Source organism: Rhizobium sp. BK112, assembly GCF_014193215.1.
Classification (GTDB): domain Bacteria; phylum Pseudomonadota; class Alphaproteobacteria; order Rhizobiales; family Rhizobiaceae; genus Rhizobium; species Rhizobium anhuiense.
The window spans coordinates 48,915-69,839 of record NZ_JACHYZ010000002.1 but is presented as its reverse complement, the minus strand read 5'-3'; the positions used below and the strand labels follow the sequence as shown (position 1 = coordinate 69,839).

The window sequence follows — 20,925 nt, the reverse complement described above, 5'->3', positions numbered from 1 at the left end:
AGTGCCTGCTACCGACATAAAAAAGGCCGGTTGCCCGGCCTTTCCCTTACGCTGCGTCGTCGATCGCCCATTTCCGGAGGATTTTCGCGGCGCGCTCCTCGTTGATCTCGACCATGCGAGAGAGTTTGCGTTCCGGGCCTTCCTTGACGCGACGGTTGAAGTTTCCATCGTCGTCGCCGAGGCTGAGCAGGTCCTCGGTGCTGTCGAAGCCGAAGTCGGACCCGAAGCCGTCCATGAGAGCACCTCCGGACGCTCCTGCCGCGGGCGCGAAGTCGGGAAGCTCGAGGCCGGCCGCTTCCGGCGTGGCGTCGCCAAGAACCGAGCCGCCGCCGTTGCCGCTGACGCTGCGCACCAGAGGCCGCAGGCCCATCCAGACCACCACGAAGGCGACCGCGACGAAGGCGAGCGAGTTGATGATGCCGGCAAGATTGCGGCTCAGCATGTCCATGACGCGGACACCACCGGTGGCGTCTTCGAGCAGCTGGTTCTCGAGGAAGTCCATGGCCGTGACGGTGACCACGTCGCCGCGCTTGGCGTCGATACCGGCCGCCGAAGTGACGATCTTCTGCATCTCGGCAAGATAGGCGTCGATCTTGGCCTGATCGGCAGGCTCGCCAACCATCTTGGCGATGCGGCCCTTGTTGACCACCACGGCGATCGACAGCTTCTCGACCTTGTAGCTGTTGCGGGTCGTCGCCGTCGTCCTGCTGTTGATTTCGTAGTTCGTCTGCTCTTCGCGCTTGTCGGACTTGTCCTGCGATTCCGGCCCGGCGGAACCGCCGGCCTCGGGAGCCGCCTGCGGGATGTTCTGCTCGACCGTCGTCGCGCTATCGGATGTCTTCTGCTGCGACTGCTGGGCTTCCTTCGTCGAGCGGACCGAGCGTTCGACCTTGGATTCGGGATCGTAGGTCGTTTCCTGGATCTGCTGGGCGTCGGTGTTGAGGTCGGCGGTAACGCTGGAGCGGAAGTTGTCCATGCCGAGGAACGGCGCCAGCGCCTTGTCGATGTTGGATTCGACCTCCTGCTGGACGTTCTGGACGATGTTGAGCGAGCGGTTCAGCGAGCTGTTGCTCGCCTCGTCGCCGGATGCAAGCAGCTGACCGGCGGAATCGAGGATCGTCACGTCATCGATGTCAAGCCCCGGCACGGCCGAGGCGACGAGGTGGCGGATCGAGGTCGCCGCGCTGCGCCCGGCGGTGGCGCTGGCGCGAATCATGACGGAGGCGGTCGGCTTCTGCTCGGCCTTCCGGAAGTTTCCGACCTCCGGCATGACGATATGGACTCGCGCGGCTGTTATACCCGAGATCGATTGGATGGTACGGGCGATTTCGCCTTCCAGCGCTCGAACCCGCGTCACCTCCTGCATGAAGGAGGTCAGGCCGAGGGAGCCGACATTGTCGAAAAGTTCGTAACCGGCATTGGCGCTGTTCGGCAGGCCGCGCTCGGCAAGCATCAGCCGGGCCTTGCCCGTCAACCCCGCGGGGACGCTGATGCTGGAACCGTCCGTGCCGACCTGGAAATCGATGTTGGCTTCGGCAAGCGCCATGCTGATCTGATTGAGATCCGGCGAATCCAGACCGACATAGAGCGTTTCCTGTGCCGGCTTGTTGACGAAAAGGGCGGCCGCAAGGACGATTGCGATGGAAATGGCACCGACGCCTCCAAGAATCATCAGGCGCGTTCGACCCAGGGAGCCGAAGTTCTTAAAGATCTGAACTAATTGATTTAACAGATTCATTCTGTTCTCGCACGATCCGTCAAAGACAAAGCAGGCTTATTGCCTCATCAGACGAATAGTCGGCGAAACTTGTGCGAGCGTTTCGTGAAGCGCTGCGGGAGCGAAAAGGCCTAATGCCGCCGCCCGGAAGAAAATAGTGATTTTGGGATAACGACATCCACAAGCATGTCGCATGAATCCGGTTTGGCGCGAGGTGCTTTAGAAGAAATCGAAGTCGCCGGCTGCCTTGCTCAATGGCTGGGAATGGCCGTGGCGGGTGGCGCCGCCCAATGCCTTCTGCATCTCGGCCAGCTTGACGAGGCTGAGCGCGGTTGCGACGTCGACCGACCAGCCGTGCGGGATTTCGCCGGTGATGGTGTCGATGAATTCGGCAAGGCCGCGCGATTTCTGCACGGCGAGATCAATGCCCTGCATGACCTTCATGGCATCCGGCGAATTCAGGATTTCCGCGCCGCCGAGTTCGAGAAGCTGTGGCTCGATGCGCTCGATCAGATAGGCGACGTCGTGCAGTTCCGAAACGATGCGCATCAGGATGTCGCTCAGCGCTTCGACGGGCGCAGGCGGCTCCATCACCGGGTTAAATGTCATATGAAAATCCTCGCCATCAAAAAAATTCGATACTGGTTTCGACGGGCTTCTGCGGAGCGGCGGGACGCTGCTCGAGAGCGACGGTTCTCTGCGTTTCGGCGCCGGTCAGGGGGTATTGCCGCGCACGACCGGAGACCGGCCAATATTCAAGCTTGCGTCCATGCTCTCCGCCGGTGGAGGAACCAACCACCGGAATGCCTTCATCCCTCAGGAACTGCACGGCGAAGGCCGCGTTCTGCTCACCGACATTGGAGAATGTCGAGATCGTCTTCGCGCCGCCGAAGATCTTTGCCTCCAGCCGGTCGCGCCGGGCGCCCTGCTTCAGGAGACCGTTGATCAGCAGTTCCATCAGATGCACGCCGTAGCGCGTGGCATCGCCGCCTGATGTCGGCGAGGTCGCCGAACCGGGCAGCAGGAAGTGGTTCATGCCGCCGACGCCGGCGATGGGGTCTCTGAGACACGCAGCCACGCACGAACCGAGAATGGTCGAGAGGACCGCATTCGGATCGCTCAGAACCTTGTACTCGCCCTGAATGATGTGCACGCGGCGGGCTGCCCCCTCAGTGATCATTTCAGGGCTCCAAACACGGCTTCGATGGCCGCTTTCATCTTCTCGATCGTGAACGGCTTGGCGAGCACGTTGTTGGCGCCGAGCTGGGCCGCCTTCTGTACCAGTGCGCGGTCACCCTGAGCGGTGAGGATGATGAAGGCCGCCTTCTTGGTGTTCGGGTTGGTGCGCACGGCCTGCAGGAAGCCGATGCCATCCATCTTCGGCATGTTGAAGTCCGAGATCACCAGGTGGTGCGGCTGCTCGGCCATGATCTTCATGCCCTGCTCGCCGTCGCCGGCCGACGTGATCTGTTTGAAACCGAGCTGGGTCAGCGCGTCGCTGAGCAGCAATCGGCTCGTTACCTGATCATCGACGATCAGAACTTTGATTTTCTCCGCGATCGACATTTATTCGGTCCCTTCCTTTCGGGCGGCTGTCATTTTCAATATTTCTTCACCGATGGCAGACAGCGGCAGCTGCTGCTCAACGGCGCCAAGTTCGTGGGCAACCCTTGGCATTCCGTAAACGACACAGGTTTTTTCGTTCTGGCCGAGCGTTCTGGCGCCGGCGTGGCGCATTTTCAACAATCCGGCGGCGCCATCGCGGCCCATTCCGGTCAAAATCACGCCGACGGCGTTGCGGCCCGCCAGTTCCGCGACCGAATCGAACAGCACGTCCACGGATGGGCGGTGGCCATTGACCGGCGCACGGTCGACGAGGCGGCAGGACGGCGCCGAGGCGCCGCTGACCTGAAGGTGACGCTCGCCGCCAGGGGCCAGATAGATCTTGCCGATTTCGAGGCGGGCCCCATCGGTCGCTTCCTGCACCACCGGGGCACAGAGGCGGTTCAGCCGTTCGGCGAAGCTCTTGGTGAAGGTCGGCGGCATATGCTGGGTGATGACCGTCGGCGGGCAATTGGCCGGAAATTTCTGCAGCACGGCAATCAGCGCTTCAACGCCGCCGGTTGAAGAGCCGATGGCGACGATCTTACGGCCGACGCGGAAATCGGCGACGGAGGGCGGTGGCGTTGGCGCGGCGGTGGGCTGCGAGAACTGGCGCTGCGTGCGCGCGGCGGCCTTGACCTTCTCGGCGAGGTCGCCGAAGGGCCTGAGTTCGCCCGGACCCGGCTTGCCGACACAGTCGAACGCACCGATCTCCAGCGCCGCAAGCGTCGCCTCGGCGCCGCGATGGGTCATGGTGGAGACCATGATCACCGGCATCGGGCGCAGCGTCATGATCTTCTCGAGGAAATCGAGACCGTTCATGTTCGGCATCTCGATGTCGAGGGTCACGACGTCCGGGTTCAGCCGCTTGATCGCCTCGCGCGCTTCCAGCGCGTCGCCGGCCTGGCCGATGACGTTGACCTCGGGATCGGAACTCAGGACGGCAGTGATCAACCCGCGCATCGTCGGCGAGTCGTCAACAACGAGAACCCTTGCCGGAGCGCTCATGCCTTCCTCCCGAGACCCTTGGTCGTATAGCGATAGGTCGTGATGCCGATATTGTCGAAGACGTGTTTTGCCTCGCCTGAAACACGCTCGGAATGGCCGATATAGAGATGACCGCCTTCCGGCAGCAGGCCGGCGAAACGCTGCCAGATCTTCATCTGTGTCGGCTCATCGAAATAGATGACGACGTTGCGGCAGAAGATGACGTCGAACTTGCCCTTGAACGGCCATTGCGCCATCAGGTTCAGCTCGTTGTAGGTGATCAGCCGCTTGACGCGGTCGTCGACCTGGAACTTCCTGCGGCCCTGCACCTCGACTTCGCTGAACCATTGCTTGCGCATGGCCGGCGAAACGGTTTCGAGCGCGTTCTCGTCATAGGCGCCGGCCCGGGCGATCGCCAGGATCTTCGGGTCGATGTCGGTCGCCAGAATCTTGAAGTCGTAATCGGCGACATTCGGCATCAGCGACAGCACGGTCAGCGCGATCGAATAGGGTTCCTGGCCGTCGGAGGAAGCCGCCGACCAGATGCGCACCCTGCCGCCCGATCTCGCCCGCTGCAGCAGGTCCGGCAGGACATGGTCGCGCAGATGGTCGAAATGGTGGTTTTCGCGGAAGAAGCGGGTGAAATTGGTCGTCAGATGCGACAGCATCTCGCGGCGCGCCGGGGCGCCGGCCGGCGAAGCGACGAGGTCGCAATATTCCCGGAAGCCGGACAGGCCGAGATTGCGGATATGTTTCGACAGGCGCGAATAGACGAGCGACGCCTTCGTCTCGTTGAGGAAGATGCCGGCATCCGAATAGATCATCGCGGCGATCTCCGTGAGGTCGCGGCGCGTCAGCGGATATTCTCCGCTCGCCAGGACCTCGTCGGATCCCTGCCTTTGATCTTTTGCGCCCATTACACTCATGCGGCTTCGCTTTCGGTCTCTGAAAAGAGGGATTCGAGTTCGATCAGGCAGATCATACGCTTCTCGATGGCGAGAATACCGCGGGCAAATTGACGCTCGAGTTCGGAGGAGATCTCGGGCGTCGGCTGGATGGTTTCGTCGGTCACCGTCAGGATATCGGAGACGGCGTCGACCAGGAGGCCGACGACCTTGCGCCGGACCTGGGCGACGATGATGACATGACGGGCAGTCGGATCGGCCGGCTTCATCCCCAGCCGGGCGGCCAGGTCGATGATCGGCAGCACCGCGCCGCGCAGGTTGATGACACCAAGCATATAGGCAGGCGAGTGCGGCATCGCGGTCGCCGGGGTCCAGCCCCGGATTTCGCGAACCGACATGATGTTCACGCAAAATTCCTGATCCCCGATGCGGAACGCGATCAGCTCGCGATCCCCCTCGTTCAGATTTTTTACAGTGTACGACATTCCCTTACCCTACCGCTGCTAACGACATTTCCGCTTTGAGCGACTGGCCGCGCGAGGCGCCGACAACCGCGTCGACATCGAGGATGAGAGCCACGCGCCCGTCACCGAGAATGGTGGCGGCGGCGATGCCCGGCACGTGGGTGTAGTTGGCCTCCAGGCTCTTGATGACCACCTGGCGCTGACCCTGGATGGCATCGACCATCAGGGCGCGCTGGCCGCCGCCTTCGGATTCCACCAGAAGCGCCACGCCCTCGACAGGATTGGCCTGGGTCGCTCGGAAGTTCAGGATGCGGCCGACATCGACCAGCGGGCAGAACGAGTTGCGGATCGAGATCAGCCGGTGGTTGGCACCGAAGGAGTGGATCGCGGCCGCTTCCGGCTGCAGGGTTTCGACGATCGCCGTCAGCGGCACGACCAGCGTCTGGCCGGCAACGGTGACCACCATGCCGTCGAGAACGGCGAGCGTCAGCGGCAGGCTCATGGTGAAGACCGAGCCGTGACCCGGCTTCGAGGTGATGTTGATGCGGCCGCCGAGCGCCTGGATCGAACGTTTGACGACGTCCATGCCAACGCCGCGGCCGGAGATGTCGGAGATCTTGTCGGCCGTCGAGAAACCCGGCAGGAAGATCAGGTTGTCGATTTCCTCGTCCGAAAGGTTGGCATCGGCCGGAATGAGATCGTTGTCGATCGCCTTCTGGCGGACCTTCTCGCGGTTGATGCCGGCGCCGTCGTCGGCAAGCTCGATCAGGATGCGTCCCGAACGATGCTTGGCGGTCAGGCGAACCGTGCCTTCGGTGTTCTTGCCGGCGGCTGCGCGCTTTTCGGGCGTTTCGATGCCGTGGTCGACGGCATTGCGGATCATGTGGGTCAGCGGCTCGGCCAGCTTGTCGATGACCGTCTTGTCGACTTCGGTGTTTTCACCTTCAGTGATCAGGCGGATCGACTTGCCGGTCATGTCGGCGATTTCGCGGACGATACGCGACATGCGCTGGAAGACCGGCTTCACCGGCTGCGCGCGGATCGCCATGACCGAGTCCTGGATCTCGCGGGTGAGCTGCTGCAGCTCCTCGAGGCCCATATTGATCGAGGAGGTGCCGGTCGTGTCATTCTCGATGACGCTCTGCGACAGCATCGCCTGGTTGATGACCAATTCGCCGACGAGGTTGATGAGGCGGTCGACACGGTCGAGATCGACGCGGATCGTCTGGCCGGCACCGGCGGCATTGTTCTGGGCGGCAGCGCTTGCGGCGGCGGCTGCGGCGGCGGCCGATTCCTTCTTCTCGACACGGGCTGCGGCTGCGGCCATCTGCGTGACGTTGGAGGCGGTCTCGGCGGCGGCAACGGCGGCGGCCGTCTCTTCGGCGCGCGCGTCGGCGGCAACGTCTTCGGTTGCGCCCGTTTCATCCAGGATCGACAGATCGAAGGGAACCGGCACCATCGGCAGTTCGTCGTTGCTGGTCGCGTCGGCCCTTGCTTCCTCGAGCGGCTTCACCGTCAGTTCGCAATCCCATTCGGCGAATTCGAAGACGGTGCGAATGGCGTCCTCGCCCTTGTCCGTCTTGATCGTGACGTTCCAGAAGAAATAAGCGCCTTCCGGATCGAGTTCCTCGAGGCCCGGCAGCTCGTCCGTGTTGCAATAGATGGTCATTTCGCCGAGGCGCGAGAGATCGCGCAGCAGCAGGGTCGCGTCGTTGCCCTTGGAATAGAGTTCGTAGCGCGGCTTGAAGATGACTTCATAGGTCGGCAGGTCGGAGTCCGCATCGCCTTCGCCGCCAAAATCGTCGAAGGAAAAGGGGATCGGCTGGAAGCCGCTGTCATCCGTCGGCTTGACGGCCGGCGCTGGAGCGGCCTTGGCCGCGGGCTTTGCGGCGGCCTTCGGCGCAGGCGCCTCGGCCGATGCCGAAGGAGACGGCAACTCACCATTGGCCAGCGCCTCGAGCTCCTTGACGAGGCCGCGGCTGCGGCTTTCATCGACACTGCCGCCGTCGCGTGCAGCATTCGTCAGGTCGGCCAGCACGTCGGCCGACTTCAGCATCACCTTCAGGACGTCCTGGGTCGGCTCAAGCTTGTTGGATCGAACGCAATCGAGAGTGGTCTCGAAAACATGGGCGAAGGCTACCAGATCATCAAGGCCGAAGGCGCCGGCGCCACCCTTGATCGAATGCACGGCACGGAACACCGCATTGACGGTTTCCGGATCGCGATCGCCATCATTCATTTTCAGAAGACCGGATTCCAGCTCGGCGAGCTGTTCCTCGCACTCCTGGAAAAAGATCTCTTTGATTTCGTTCATATCCATAGGAGCAAATCCTGGGTTTAAGCGGTTACACGCTCAATGGCATCGATCAGCTTGGCCGGGTCAAAAGGCTTGACGATCCAGCCCGTGGCACCGGCCTGGCGGGCGCGGTTCTTCTTTTCCGCGTCGCTTTCGGTGGTCAGGACCAGGATCGGGATCGCCCGATATTTCTCGTTGCGGCGAACACCTTCGATGAAGCCGAAACCGTCGAGACGCGGCATGTTGATGTCGGTCACGATGACGTCAGGATTGGACTCTTCGAGAACCTCGAGGCCCTCGACGCCGTCTTCCGCCTGGATCGTCTCGAAGCCGGCATTGTTCAGCGTCACGAGCAGCATGTTTCGGATGGTGCGGGAATCATCCACGGTAAGAACTTTTTTCTTCATTGCCGAATCTCCTTGGCAAGCAGGTGGTCAATATTGACGCCAACCAGCTGCATGGTTTTCTGAAATGCGTCGGACACCTTGGAGAAGGTGAACGGCTGCTTGTCCTGTTCCCAGGTCTTCTCGGCGGACATCAGAACCTGGGCGCAAAGAGCACCGATCCGTTCGACGCCCGATGCGTCGATCGAAAGGCCGCTGCCCCTGAGGGAGAGGAGTTTGTCGCGCAAGGCGGAAGCCTCGTTGAGGTCGAGCACCGCTGTCAAATCCAGCGTCTTGCCACTCTTCTTTGCTGCCATCAGCTTTTCCTTGTCCCCTTGTCCCCGGCTCGAGAAGACGAGCTGAGGCAATCATCCGATAGGTTAGTAAACATTCCGCCCACCTCCGACGCTTGCGAAGGGCTGCGGAAGGCCAAAATCATCATTTTCATAGGCGTCTTCGACCGGTGCCGGACGGGCAGAGGCTTCGATGGCGCGCGGTGGTGCGGCGCGAACCGGCGCCGGGCGCCCGGCATTGGCGTTTTCCCGAGCGATGCGGAACTCGCGAACCGTCTGGCCGAGCTCGAGAATGACGGTGTGGAGGTGGTCGGCGCCCTCAGCCGAGCGCTCCGCCAGGCCGGCACTCTCCGCCACCTCGCCGCCCAGACCCTTGACGTCTGATGTGACGCCGTCGAGGCTTGCGGCATGTTCGCCGGTTCTCGTGGCGATGCCGGCGATGGCGGCGTTGATGTCGGTGACCTGACGCACGATGCTGCCGATCGAATCCTGTGTGCGGCCGACCATCTGCACGCCGGCGTCGACCTGCGCCTTGGTCGTCGTCACCAGCGTCTTGATCTCGCGGGCGGCATCGGCCGAACGCTGGGCAAGGGCGCGGACTTCCTGGGCGACGACGGCAAAGCCGCGGCCGGAATCGCCGGCGCGCGCGGCTTCGATGCCGGCGTTCAGCGCCAGAAGATTGGTCTGGAAGGCGATCTCGTCGATCGCGCCGATGATCTGGCCGATCTTTTCCGCCGACTGTTCGATATCGGCCATGGCGCTGATCGCGCGACCGACGACCTCACCGCTTTCCTCGACGGCGGCGCGCGTCGAGGCGGCTGCCTGTTCGGCGGCGCGGCTGTCGGCCGCACCGTCGCGAACGCTGCCGGCAATGCCGGCAAGGGCGGCGGCGGAAAGCTGCAGCCGGTCGGCCTGGCCGGAAGCCGTGCCGGCGAATTGCCTGGACAGGCCGGCAAGCGAGCCTGTCGCCGCTTCGGCCTTGAGCGTTCGCTCTGTGATGGCGGCAAATTCCGCCTGAAGGCCGTCCAACGCGCCATTCAGCGCGGCGGCGATCCCGGCATGGTCGCCGTCGACGGGCGCGCGGCGCGTCAGGTCGCGGGCAGAAAGACCTTCGATGAAATCGCCGAAGATCCGGGCGATCTCAGCCTCGTTGTCGGCGCGCTGATCGGCGAGCGCGCGGCTCTGGGCGGCGCGCAGCGCGTTAAAGCGCAGCGAAACGGCAATTTCCACATCGACCATGACGATGCGGATGATCGCCGTCATCAGATCGGAGATTTCACGGCTGCGGCGCTTGGCCGACGGCAACAGCGGACGGCCGGCAATCTCCTGGGCAAGACCGGAAACGACATGCTCCAGCATGACGCCATGGCCGGCGACATGCCAGCGCGGGTCGAGGCCCATCTTGTTTTCGGTATCGGAGAGCACCTTGACGCGCTCGGCATAGAGGCTGTCGAACCGCGCATCGGTCAGCACGTCCCAATGCGAGGACTGCAGATCATGCAGGCGCTCGACCTGCCGCTCGCTCTCGAAATTGCGCGAGGCGTCGGGGAACGACTGGAATCGATGGAAGAGATCCCTGAGCCCCGCCTTCAAATGGGCTTCGAGGGCCGGCCGGTTGCGGCGCACCACCTCGCACTGGTCGGCATCGAGACCGGCAAAGCGCAGGCGGTCGCGCAAGCTGCCTGCCTGCGCTCCACGAGCCTGATCTGATGGCATGTCCTGCCTCAATGCCTGTCCCCAACCACATTCCGGGCGACGGCCCGGCGAAAAACCTGCGCAGCATCCGTTGAACGCGAAGCGTGGAGACGGTTCTCACCGCCGGTTACAACCGGCGGATCGAAGCCCCCTGATCAGCTATGTTTCGGAGCTGTCTGAAGAGATGGATACCGGATCAACCCGGTACGGCGGGACGGCGTCATGCCTGGTGGGAACGAGTGCATCTTCCCATTCCGACGTGTAAACCAATGTTTATGGTTAATTCCTTGCCTGAAGGTTAATAAGCCTTTCGCAGGACAGGCTTTTGAAGCAATTCAAGGCAGTTGGCTGCAAATACTGTTGCGGAGTTGCATGGCTGCTACAAGGCACACGCAAGCTCAGTGGTATATGCCGGTCGATAACCAAGACATGACGTCGACAAGGACAGAGCAATGATTGTTCTCGGATTGGGTTCCTGCTTGATAGCAATGACGCTGCTTGCAGCCGTCGCCCTCCTCGATTTTCTCGCTGCACACCGCGATACCCGCACGCTTCGGGTGTTCTAAGCGCGTCGCGCTTTCAGATACGCTCCTCGCGCTCCGGCTCTTTATTTCCAACGCATGTCGTTATCGCAAAACCGCTACACAGTTTTGTGCGACATGCTGTAGACCGCCCCTTCCCCGTTGGCAGTCCGGCACCTTTGGTGTATCGCACTCGCGCCTTTCATGTCAGCGGAACTATTCGTTCATGTCCCCCAGATCTGGTCTCCTCATCGTTCTCGGCTTCACGCTCTGGCGCGTCGTCCTGCTCAATTTTGATGCGACGGACCTTTTCGTCGATGAGGCGCAGTACTGGTTCTGGTCGCAGAATCTCGATCTCGGCTATTATTCCAAGCCGCCGATGATCGCCTGGGTGATCCGGGCGATGACCGAGTTTTCCGGCTCCAACGCCATCTATTGGATCAGGCTGCTCGGACCGCTGATCCACATGGCGGCAGCATTGGTGCTGATGAAGATAGCAAAGCGTTTCGTCGGGCCGGAGATCGAAGGCTGGACGGGCGCCACCTACATCACCCTTCCCGGTGTGGCGCTTTCTTCGGTGTTCTTCTCGACCGACGTCATCCTGCTGTTCTTCATCGCGATCGCCCTGCTTGCCTATTTCGGCCTGACGCAGCGACGCTCGGTCGGGCTGGCGCTCGTCATGGGCCTTGGGGTCGGCCTCGCCTTCCTGTCGAAATATGCCGTGCTGTTCGTCGTTCCGGGCGGCGCGATTGCCCTCCTGCTCATTCCGGCGGCGCGCATCGCCATTCGGGATTTCATCATCGCGGTCGCGGTCGCGGCGGTCGTCGCCTTGCCGAACCTCTGGTGGAACCTGCAGCACGACAACACGACGGTGCGGCATACGCAGGATATCGCCCATTGGAGCGAACTCGGCATCAATCTCCGTCGCGGGCTTGAATTCTTCTCCGCCCAGTTCGGCGTCGTCGGGCCGATCATCTTCTTTGCGATGCTGTGGGCGGTGTACCGCATGATCAAGGGCAGGAGCGACGACCGGGAAAAGATGCTGGTCTGGCTGTCGATGCCGGTGGTGGTGCTGATCACGCTGCAGGCGACGGTCGCCAAGGCCTATGCCAACTGGGCGGTGACCGCCTATGTCGCCGGGACCATCCTTGCCGTCTGGCTGCTTTACCGGATGTGGCCGAAGGGGCTGAAACTGTCGCTCACCATCAACGGCATCGCCAGCCTGCTCTTTCCGCTGGCGACGATCTTTCCGCAGCAGTTGCTGCTGCCGAACGGCGACGAATTGATGAAGCGCTATCTCGGCCGCGCCGAGGTCAGCCGCGAGGCTGCCGCACTCGCCGGTCAGGCGGGCACCGACATCATCGTGACCGACGATCGCGACATGGTCGCCGATCTTTTCTATACGCTCCGCGACGCATCCTACAGGATCTATGCGCGAGCGCCGGCGGGCCTTCCGGAGAGCTATTACGAGCAGGAATTCGCGCTGCCGGCCGAGATTACCGGCAAAGTGCTTTTCCTGACGGACGGGGGCCTCACCTGCGCCACCGAGGCGCCCGAGGTGCTGAAGAGCTGGCAGCCGACGCAAGGCAACTACAAGGGCAAGACGCTCTCCGCCTACAAGGTCTCTGCCGCCTGCCTGGCGCCCTGAACCGATTCAGCCGGCTGGATTGGGCAGGCAGAGACCGGTGCCCGCTCCCTCGATCTCGACGAATTTGACGCCGCCCTCCTCGAAGGCGAGGCGCAGCTGCGCCTCCGTCGCGCGGTGGATGTCGTGGTGCCGTCCCTCGTAGTCGCGAATGGTGCTGCGCGAGACCGCGGCCCTTTCGGCAAGATCGGTCTGGGTCCAGTCGAGCAGGCCGCGTGCCGCGCGGCAGAGAGCGGGAGTGAGAATTGTTTCCCGTGCGCCTTGACCCATGATTTTAAGTTGCCCATATTGGTCGATATAGACCATATATGTCATATTACGAACGGGATTTCCAGATCGGGAGACGACGATGCCACACGATACGCCCTTGATTTCGACAATCGTCGGCGGTCTCGTGCTGGCTTTCATCTTCGGCGCCTTCGCCCATCGGCTGCGGATGCCGCCGCTCGTCGGTTATCTCATCGCCGGCGTGCTTGTGGGGCCACATACGCCGGGTTATGTGGCAGATCAGAACCTTGCGCCGGAGTTGGCCGAAATCGGCGTCATCCTGCTGATGTTCGGCGTCGGGCTGCATTTCTCCCTGAAAGACCTGCTGTCGGTGCGCGGCATCGCCGTGCCCGGTGCGATCGTGCAGATCGCCTTTGCGACACTGCTCGGCTGGGGACTCGGCGCCTTCATGGGCTGGCCGACCGGCGGCAGCCTGGTCTTCGGCCTGGCGCTTTCGGTCGCCTCCACCGTCGTGCTGTTGAAGGCGCTGCAGGAGCGGCGGCTTGTCGAGACGGAGCGCGGCAGGATCGCCGTCGGCTGGCTGATCGTCGAGGATCTCGCCATGGTGCTGGCGCTGGTGCTGATCCCGGCCGCCGCCAGCATCGGCGGCGAGGGCCACGCTCCTGTCGAGCCGCTCTCGGCCGCACTCAGCCGCCTGTTCGGCCTCGATCTCGGCATCGGCGGCATGATCGCCATGACGCTGGTGAAGGTGGCGCTATTCGTGGCGCTGATGCTGGTCTTCGGCCGCAAGCTCATTCCCTGGACGATGCACCGCATCGCCCATACCGGTTCGCGCGAGCTCTTCCGGCTCGGCGTGCTGGCGATCGCGCTCGGCGTCGCCTTTGGCGCGGCGAAGCTCTTCGGCGTGTCGCTGGCGCTCGGCGCCTTCTTTGCCGGCATGGTGCTGGCCGAAAGCGAACTCAGCCATCGCGCCGCGCAGGAAAGCCTGCCGCTGCGCGATGCCTTCGCCGTGCTGTTCTTCGTCTCGGTCGGCATGCTGTTCGATCCGAATATCCTGATCGACAAGCCGCTGCCGATTCTGGCCACCATCTTCATCATCGTCATCGGCAAGTCCGTCGCCGCCCTGCTGATCGTGCTCGCCTTCAAGAAGCCGCTCGGCACGGCGCTGACGATTTCGGCCAGCCTCGGCCAGATCGGCGAGTTCTCCTTCATCCTCGCCGCCCTCGGCGTCGAACTCGGGCTGTTGCCGGAGGAAGGCCGCGACCTGATCCTGGCCGGCGCCATCATTTCGATCATCCTCAATCCGCTGCTGTTCTTCCTCTGCGACCGCATGCGGCCGCTGCTGGATGGTGCAAAGCGCGAAGACGCCGTGGCCGACCCTGCTCCCGCTGCAGATGCGATAGCAGCCCAGGAGGAGATGCCGTCTGAAGACGACGAGGTGCACCCGACTACTCTCAGCGGCCACGCCATTCTCGTTGGCTACGGGCGGGTTGGCAGCATCGTCGGACAGAATCTCAAGTCGTCAGCCACACCTTTTCTCGTCATTGAGGACTCCGATAAGCGCATCGGCGAGCTGAAGGTGCAGGGTATCGAAACCCTGGCGGGCAATGCGGTGATGCGGGAAACGCTCGATCTCGCCAATCTCTCCGGCGCCCGCAGCATTGCCATCGCCATCCCCAACGCTTTTGAGGCCTGCCGCATCGCCGAGCAGGCGCGCAGCGTCAATCCATCGATCCTCATCGTCGCCCGCGCCCATTCCGATGCAGAGGTCGATGAATTGAAGCAATATGGCGCCGACACCGTCATCATGGGCGAGCGCGAAATCGCGCTTGGCATGGTTGACCGGCTCGCCCAAGTGCATCATGAGAGTGTGCCCTATGAAGACGGACATGGGCCTGATACAATTATGCCTGCGGATGAACCTCCGCCGGAAAAAGAATGAGAGATTGGCGCGCTTTTGAGCCGATACGGGAGTGACATCGCCGGGACGGAGAAGATGGAGCTGGAGCAGCGCCGTCTGACGGGCCGTATCGCCGCCTCCCTCCTCGTCGCCATTCTTGCCTATCTCGGCCTGCTTCTCGGCGGCAACCTGATCATCTCGCCTGTTGTCACCGTCAACACGCTCTCCTCTTCCGATCGGGATCCGCAGCCGCCGCAGCTGACCGCGCGCGATGCCGTGCGCGGATTGCTTGCCACCGAGCGCAGGCTTGCGCCGAAGCAGGCAGCGCATGACGCCGGATCGCCTGCCCTTGCCGTCGCCCCGGCTCTCGATTTCGCCGGCTGGACCATGCCAGCCGCTTTTCCGGCATTCGAAGCCTCGCTTCGCGCCGCAGTCTCCAGGACCCATCAGCCGCGCGCACCGCCCGCCGCTGCCTGAGGTTTGCGCCGATCGGCGCTCCGACCGACCATTGACGACATACTGCCAGCGCCCAAGCGCCGGCCCTCGATATCAAGGAATACAACATGCGTACTTCACCATGGCTGGTGTTCACCTATACGGTGATCATCCTTCTCGGCCTATTGATCGCCCTGCCGAATGTCCTGCCGCAATCCACCCTCCAGCGTATTCCGGCATGGCTGCCGCATGAGCAGGTGTCGCTCGGCCTCGACCTTCGCGGCGGCTCGCACCTCGTTCTCGAAGTCGACGAAGCCGACCTGACCAAGGAGCGGCTGCAATCGCTGCTTCAGGACGCGCGCCGCGTGCTGCGCGAAAAGGGCATCCAGCCGAAAGCCGTGGTCCGCAGCCAGAACCAGATCGTCGTAACACTCGCCGACGCCGCGCAGAGCGATGCCGCCGTCACCGAACTGAAGACGCTCGCCAACCCGATCAGCACCGGTCTCAGCGCCGGCCAGGCCGATCTTGATGTCGCCGCAAACGGCGCCACGATCACCGTCGGCTTCTCGCCGGCCGGCATTTCCGCCAATGTCGACAACGCGGTTCAGCAGAGCCTCGAGGTCATCCGCCAGCGCGTCGACCAGGTCGGCGTCTCCGAGCCGACGATCCAGCGCATCGGCGCCAACCGCGTGCTCGTCCAGCTTCCGGGTGCACAGGATCCGTCGCGCCTGCGCGAACTTCTCGGCTCCACGGCCAAGATGTCGTTCCACATGCTGGCGCCGAACAACCAGCCGGGACCTGGCGTGACCATGCTGAAGGACGATGAAGGCCGGTCCTATCCGGTCCTCGATCGCGTCGAAATCTCCGGCGATCGCCTTTCGGATGCCCGCGTCAGCTTCGACCCCAACACGCATGAGCCGATCGTCAGCTTCCGCTTCGACAGCGCCGGCGCCACCCGCTTTGCCGACATCACCCGCCAGAACGTCGGCAATCCCTTCGCCATCGTCCTCGACGACAAGGTGCTGAGCGCGCCCGTCATCCGCGAGCCGATCACCGGCGGTTCCGGCCAGATCTCCGGCAACTTCTCGGCCGACAGCGCCACGACGCTTGCCGCCATGCTGCGCGCCGGCGCCCTGCCCGCCAAGCTGACCGTCATCGAGGAACGCACCGTCGGCGCCGACCTCGGCGCCGATGCGATCAAGATGGGTATTTATTCCGGCATCGTCGGTTTTGCTCTCGTCGCACTCTTCATCTTCATTCTCTATGGCACCTGGGGCGTGCTGGCGAATGTCGCCCTGTTGATCCACACGATCCTGACCTTCTCCGCCCTGACGCTGGTCGGTGCGACGCTGACGCTGCCGGGCATCGCCGGTGTCGTTCTCGGCATCGGCCTTGCTGTTGACGCCAACGTTCTGATCAACGAGCGCATCCGCGAAGAAACGCGCAAGGGCAAGAGCGCCTTCGCCGCCATCGACACCGGCTTCCGCCGTGCCTATTCGACCATCATCGACGGCAACATGACGGCCCTGATCGCTGCGGCCATCCTGTTCTACTTCGGCTCCGGACCGGTTCGCGGCTTTGCCGTGACCATGGCGCTCGGCCTGATCATCTCGATGTTCACCTCGGTCGCCTTCGTGCGCGTCGCGATGATCGAGATCACCCGCCGCCAGAGGCTGAAGGTGCTGAACATCAGGCCGCTGATCCCGTTCAGCCCCTATGACAAGCACATCCAGTTCATGAAGGCGCGCTTCTTCGGCGTCACCGTTTCGGCGCTCCTGTCGATTGCCTCGGTCGTGCTGTTCATTCACCCCGGCCTCAACTACGGCGTCGATTTCCGCGGCGGCATCCAGATGTCGGTCAGGACCAGTGCCCCGGCCGATCTCGGAACCTTCCGTGAGGGGCTGAACAGCCTCGGCCTCGGCGAAATCTCGCTGCAGTCCTTCGGCGACAACAACAGCATTCTCGTGCGCGCCCAACGGCAGGAAGGCGGCGAAGAGGCACAGACGGCTGCTGTGACCAAGCTGAAGGCCGAAGTCATCAAGCTCGACCCGAAGGCCACCGTCGAAGGCACCGATGTCATCGGTCCGAAGGTCAGCGGCGAGCTTGCCTGGGCCGGCATCCTGTCGGTCGTCATCGCAAGCTTCGCGATGCTGATCTACATCTGGGTGCGGTTCGAATGGCCGTTTGCCGTCGGCGCCATCGTCACGCTGGTGCTCGATGTCACCAAGGCGATCGGCTTCTTCGCAATCACCGGCCTCGACTTCAATTTGACGGCCATCGCCGCCATCCTGACGCTCGTCGGCTACTCGGTGAACGACAAGGTCGTCGTCTATGACCGCATGCGCGAAAACATGCGGCTCTATAAGTCGATGCCGCTGCGCGAGATCATCGACAAGTCGATCAACGAGACCCTGGCACGAAGCCTCTATACCAATGCGACGGCCTTCCTCGCCCTGGTGCCGATGGCGATCTGGGGCGGCAGCGCGGTCTCGAGCTTCGCGATCCCGATGGTCTTCGGCATTCTCGTGGCCGGCGCCTCTTCGATCTTTATCGCGGCGCCGATCCTGCTCTTCCTCGGCGACTGGCGCCGCCGCCATGCCAAGGCGGCACCGGCAACCGATGCGGCAGTCGAAATCATCCCGCCAGAACAGGGCCGCCCGCGCAAATCGGCGACCTGAGAATCTCGTTGTTAACGTACCCTTGAAGAGGGCGCCGGTTGCAGAGCCGGCGCCCTCTTTCTATTGTCGGCGACTGCATTATGTGCCAATTCAAAGTGTTACCGCGTCCTTTGCGCACCTGAAGAGACGCGGCGCTGTCATTGAGATCGGGGAAGCCGCCAGATGTCATCCAACCCGACAAGACCGCCGGAAACCGCTGTCGCCGGCGACAGCGAGGAGCGCATCAAGCGTTTTCTCGCGACCGCCTCGCATGACCTGCAATCGCCGCTGCGCCACATCGCCATGTATGCCGAGCTGCTGCTCGACGATCTCGAGGAGACGCTCGACGGCGAACAGTTGCAGAGCCTCAGGATGATCCTGGAGAAAGCGCAAGCCGCGCAGCGCCTCACCAAGGCATTGATGAGCCTTGCCGGCGGAACGCCCCAGGTGACGCCTGAAGAGGTGGATCTGCAGGCGCTGGCCGACAATATCTGGGGCGAGTTGACCGACGAGACCGAGGTTCGCGGCGCGACGCTTGAAAGCGTGGGCCTGCCCTCCATCCGGACCGATCCTGCCCTGCTCGGGCTGGTGCTGCGGCATCTGCTGACCAATGCCCTCACCTATCGCAGCGAAGCGCCACCGCATGTGACGATTGCGGCAGTGCGAGAGGGCACCGACTGGTTTATCCGCATCTCCGACAATGGCACGGGCATCGATTCGGCCTATCGGGAGCGGATATTCGAGCCCTTCTGGAAATTGCCGAAAGCGGGAGCGGTTCAGGGCGCCGGTCTCGGATTGACGACGGCGCGGGAGTTTCTGACGGCGCTGGGCGGCGATATCAGCCTCGAGCATTCGGATGAAAGCGGCAGCCGCTTCAGCATCCGCCTTCCTATTGCTTGAAATCAGCAACTTCCAGCAGAAGCGTGCAGTGGTTTTGCTGGAAATTGCTTTAAAGCGGTTCAGCTTTTAGGGAAGCGCCGAACCGCTCTATCCTTTTGTTTTTACGCAATTCCCGGCAAAAACCGCTTCGCACTTTTCCTGGAATTGCTCTAGATGCTGTAGTCGTCCTTCCAGAAATCCGGGACGTCATAGGTCACATATTCGCGGATGATATGCTGCAGCGTCTGCGCATCGATTTCGTCCTTGCCGATACGGAAATCGACGCCGTAATCCGGGAATTCCTGGAAATAGCCACCCGATATATCGGTCGAGACGACGCCGATCGGTCCGGTATAGCCGATGCCGCGCAGTTCCGGCACCGTTTCGCGGAAATCGGCGTTCGGCAGAAGGCGGTTGTCGAGCAGGATGAGATCGAATCGCTCCAAGCGGATCTTTTCCAGCGCGTCACCGATCGAAGGCGAATATTCGACCTCGACGGCCGGCTCGGAGAGATCGGCGATCTTCTTCTTGAGCGCGCGGAATTCGATGAATTCGTCGTCGACAAACAGAACCTTGACGGCGTTCCTTCGGCCCGTTTCGGTGATCATCGTCTCATTTCCCCAATCCCGAAACCAACTTCACGACACCAAACCATTCCTCAAGGCGATCGCCACCATATGAACGCGGTTGACGGCGTCGAGTTTGCGCGCGGCCGCGGTGATGTGCGAATTGACCGTATGTTCGGAGAGACCGAGAATGATGGCGATCTCCGCCGACGTCTTGCCTTCGCTCGTCCATTTGACGATTTCCGATTCGCGCTGCGTCAGCCGTCCGGACATTTCCGGCGTCAGGATTTCCTCGTAGAGCTTGTCGAAAATGCGCATGGCATCGAGAAGCATGTCGGCGATCTCACTCTGATCGGGCTCCTGACGCTCGCCGCTGAGCACGAGGCAATAGCGCCGCCCTTCCGGCGTGAACAGCGGGATGAACAGAAAGACGCCGCTCAGGAACTCGTTGAAAACCAGCTCGGAGGGATGATCTTCCGGCTGCGCGCTCCGGCCATGGACCGGCGTTGCCAGGAACTGGGCGGACTTTGCCCGGACGGTCCCGAGCGCTTCCTTCAATGTGGTGATGAAAAGGCCGACACGCCGCTCGGCAACATTGGTGATGACAATATCGCGTTCACCGAAAGGAGCTGAAGCCTCGGAAATGCGGGCAAGCGCGAAATTGTCGAAGTTGTAATGCTGCGCCGCCGACTTCAGCAGACGGAAAAAATCGGTGCGGTTGATCGCCCGGCTCAGTTCCGGTCCGGCGTGAAAGGGAATTGCCGGGGCATTGTTCATTCCCACTCTTCCTCTCCTCCCGCCGATGCCTCCGATCCCGAAATCTTGGGATATACGTCTTAGACGCGAAGAGCTACAAAAATTGCGAGACAACTTGATGAGAGATATCGAAAACGGGGACTTTCGATATTTAAGGCGGAAATCATCAATTATCTCAACTACAGGTGATGCACGGGCAGATTTTACTGAGGGGCAGTAGTTCTTACCTGGGTATCGTAAATCTTCTCGTGTTCAACATCCATGAATGCGAGAAGGCAGTGCCAGACGTAAGCGCGAGAGAACCGATAGACCCATTCAGCTAAGGGGTTGGCTGATGTTCGTGGCGGCGAACGCGGGTTCATCGGTTCTCTCAGCGCTTATTTTGCGTTCCATTTCCTTCGCTTCGGTTGCATCTTGTGTTGCGCCCCCGACCTTGTCAATTGCGGTTTGTCGGATGCTCCAGGCAAGCGGCAGAAAACAGGCGGCCGGACTGACGTCGTTTCCTACACTTCAAGATTGAGAATGAGTGCGGCAAGGTCAAGGGGTTTTTCGAGATAGAAATCGGCGCCGGCCTCAAGCGCACGCGCGCGATCCTCATCGGCATCCGATCCGCTGCAGATCGCAAGCCGCATCGCCTTGAACCGAACATCCCGGCGCAGGCTCAGCACCAGGCCAGTGCCGCTATCGAGCGGCATGTAGAGATCGGTGATCAACAGATCGGGCACGGCCTTGCCTTCCGCCGCGCGCGCCTCCAACGCCTCCAGCGCCATATCGGCTGTCGAAAAGCAGAATAGATCGACGTCTATCTGCTGCTTCCGGCTGATATAGTCGAGATAAAAGAGGTCATCCCTGCTGTCATCGACGTAAAATAGGGTCGGCATCCATCACCGTGATTGGATATTGTTCGAACGAACGTCGCTGTCCTTAGAAATCACGATACCGCGGTTTCACGAAAGTTCGATATATATTACCGCAAGGCATTTCGCAAAAAGCGCG

At 62.1% G+C, this 20,925-nt stretch carries 20 protein-coding genes; 5 read left to right on the top strand and 15 right to left on the bottom strand.

Annotated features, from left to right (window positions below; translation table 11 throughout):
- Window positions 1-46 precede the first annotated feature (46 nt).
- The 11 genes from fliF to FHT75_RS05500 all read right to left on the bottom strand — a co-directional run bounded on the left by fliF (window position 47) and on the right by FHT75_RS05500 (window position 10,363).
- Window positions 47-1,738 (bottom strand): flagellar basal-body MS-ring/collar protein FliF, encoded by a 1,692-nt coding sequence (gene fliF, locus FHT75_RS05550; RefSeq protein WP_183844734.1) that lies wholly within the window; start codon window positions 1,736-1,738, stop codon window positions 47-49.
- A 198-nt stretch (window positions 1,739-1,936) separates the two neighbouring features.
- Window positions 1,937-2,326 carry a hypothetical protein gene (locus FHT75_RS05545; RefSeq protein ID WP_028755564.1) on the bottom strand — a complete coding sequence of 130 codons (390 nt, stop codon included), beginning with the start codon at window positions 2,324-2,326 and terminating at the stop codon, window positions 1,937-1,939.
- A 16-nt stretch (window positions 2,327-2,342) separates the two neighbouring features.
- On the bottom strand, window positions 2,343-2,897 hold the full coding sequence (gene cheD / locus FHT75_RS05540; protein WP_028755565.1) for a chemoreceptor glutamine deamidase CheD: 555 nt from the start codon (window positions 2,895-2,897) through the stop codon (window positions 2,343-2,345).
- Complete coding sequence (locus tag FHT75_RS05535; protein WP_003556488.1) at window positions 2,894-3,283, bottom strand: response regulator; 390 nt, start codon at window positions 3,281-3,283, stop codon at window positions 2,894-2,896. Before FHT75_RS05535 ends, cheD begins: the two co-directional genes overlap by 4 nt.
- A complete protein-coding gene (gene cheB / locus FHT75_RS05530; RefSeq protein ID WP_047613585.1) occupies window positions 3,284-4,327 on the bottom strand; it encodes a protein-glutamate O-methylesterase CheB in 1,044 nt (347 codons plus the stop codon).
- The gene (gene cheR, locus FHT75_RS05525) at window positions 4,324-5,232 is read right to left on the bottom strand and encodes a protein-glutamate O-methyltransferase CheR (protein ID WP_183844735.1); all 909 of its coding nucleotides are present in this window, start codon (window positions 5,230-5,232) and stop codon (window positions 4,324-4,326) included. Before cheR ends, cheB begins: the two co-directional genes overlap by 4 nt.
- Complete coding sequence (locus FHT75_RS05520) at window positions 5,229-5,696, bottom strand: chemotaxis protein CheW (protein WP_028755568.1); 468 nt, start codon at window positions 5,694-5,696, stop codon at window positions 5,229-5,231. Before FHT75_RS05520 ends, cheR begins: the two co-directional genes overlap by 4 nt.
- Window positions 5,697-5,700: 4 nt before the next feature.
- Entirely contained in the window at window positions 5,701-7,995 is a 2,295-nt protein-coding gene (locus FHT75_RS05515) for a chemotaxis protein CheA (RefSeq protein ID WP_097595988.1), read from the bottom strand.
- 17 nt (window positions 7,996-8,012) lie between these two features.
- Window positions 8,013-8,378, bottom strand: coding sequence for a chemotaxis response regulator CheY1 (gene cheY1, locus FHT75_RS05510; protein WP_003570362.1), 366 nt, complete (start codon window positions 8,376-8,378; stop codon window positions 8,013-8,015).
- On the bottom strand, window positions 8,375-8,671 hold the full coding sequence (locus FHT75_RS05505) for an STAS domain-containing protein (protein ID WP_003545491.1): 297 nt from the start codon (window positions 8,669-8,671) through the stop codon (window positions 8,375-8,377). Before FHT75_RS05505 ends, cheY1 begins: the two co-directional genes overlap by 4 nt.
- Window positions 8,672-8,734: 63 nt before the next feature.
- Window positions 8,735-10,363, bottom strand: a complete 1,629-nt coding sequence (locus FHT75_RS05500; protein ID WP_183844736.1) for a globin-coupled sensor protein — start codon at window positions 10,361-10,363, stop codon at window positions 8,735-8,737.
- A gap of 726 nt (window positions 10,364-11,089) precedes the next feature.
- Between FHT75_RS05500 and FHT75_RS05495 the strand changes: the two genes are divergently transcribed.
- Window positions 11,090-12,511 (top strand): ArnT family glycosyltransferase, encoded by a 1,422-nt coding sequence (locus FHT75_RS05495; RefSeq protein WP_183844737.1) that lies wholly within the window; start codon window positions 11,090-11,092, stop codon window positions 12,509-12,511.
- Between the two features lie 6 nt (window positions 12,512-12,517).
- Here the strand turns inward: FHT75_RS05495 and FHT75_RS05490 are convergent, their stop codons facing one another.
- Window positions 12,518-12,823 (bottom strand): helix-turn-helix transcriptional regulator, encoded by a 306-nt coding sequence (locus FHT75_RS05490; RefSeq protein ID WP_028755572.1) that lies wholly within the window; start codon window positions 12,821-12,823, stop codon window positions 12,518-12,520.
- Between the two features lie 34 nt (window positions 12,824-12,857).
- Here FHT75_RS05490 and ybaL point away from each other — a divergent pair, with 34 nt between their 5' ends.
- The 4 genes from ybaL to FHT75_RS05470 all read left to right on the top strand — a co-directional run bounded on the left by ybaL (window position 12,858) and on the right by FHT75_RS05470 (window position 18,628).
- On the top strand, window positions 12,858-14,678 hold the full coding sequence (gene ybaL, locus FHT75_RS05485) for a YbaL family putative K(+) efflux transporter (protein ID WP_183844738.1): 1,821 nt from the start codon (window positions 12,858-12,860) through the stop codon (window positions 14,676-14,678).
- 54 nt (window positions 14,679-14,732) lie between these two features.
- Window positions 14,733-15,113: a hypothetical protein gene (locus FHT75_RS05480; RefSeq protein WP_028755574.1), complete on the top strand. Its 381-nt coding sequence runs from the start codon at window positions 14,733-14,735 to the stop codon at window positions 15,111-15,113.
- 86 nt (window positions 15,114-15,199) lie between these two features.
- Window positions 15,200-17,749: a protein translocase subunit SecD gene (gene secD / locus FHT75_RS05475; RefSeq protein ID WP_028755575.1), complete on the top strand. Its 2,550-nt coding sequence runs from the start codon at window positions 15,200-15,202 to the stop codon at window positions 17,747-17,749.
- Window positions 17,750-17,911: 162 nt separating this feature from the next.
- Window positions 17,912-18,628 carry a sensor histidine kinase gene (locus tag FHT75_RS05470; protein WP_183844739.1) on the top strand — a complete coding sequence of 239 codons (717 nt, stop codon included), beginning with the start codon at window positions 17,912-17,914 and terminating at the stop codon, window positions 18,626-18,628.
- A gap of 149 nt (window positions 18,629-18,777) precedes the next feature.
- Here FHT75_RS05470 and FHT75_RS05465 read toward each other — a convergent pair whose 3' ends face one another.
- The 3 genes from FHT75_RS05465 to FHT75_RS05455 all read right to left on the bottom strand — a co-directional run bounded on the left by FHT75_RS05465 (window position 18,778) and on the right by FHT75_RS05455 (window position 20,810).
- Complete coding sequence (locus FHT75_RS05465; RefSeq protein WP_028755577.1) at window positions 18,778-19,215, bottom strand: response regulator; 438 nt, start codon at window positions 19,213-19,215, stop codon at window positions 18,778-18,780.
- 30 nt (window positions 19,216-19,245) lie between these two features.
- Window positions 19,246-19,950 carry a helix-turn-helix transcriptional regulator gene (locus FHT75_RS05460; protein ID WP_028755578.1) on the bottom strand — a complete coding sequence of 235 codons (705 nt, stop codon included), beginning with the start codon at window positions 19,948-19,950 and terminating at the stop codon, window positions 19,246-19,248.
- 482 nt (window positions 19,951-20,432) lie between these two features.
- Entirely contained in the window at window positions 20,433-20,810 is a 378-nt protein-coding gene (locus FHT75_RS05455) for a response regulator (RefSeq protein WP_063476329.1), read from the bottom strand.
- Window positions 20,811-20,925 lie beyond the last annotated feature (115 nt).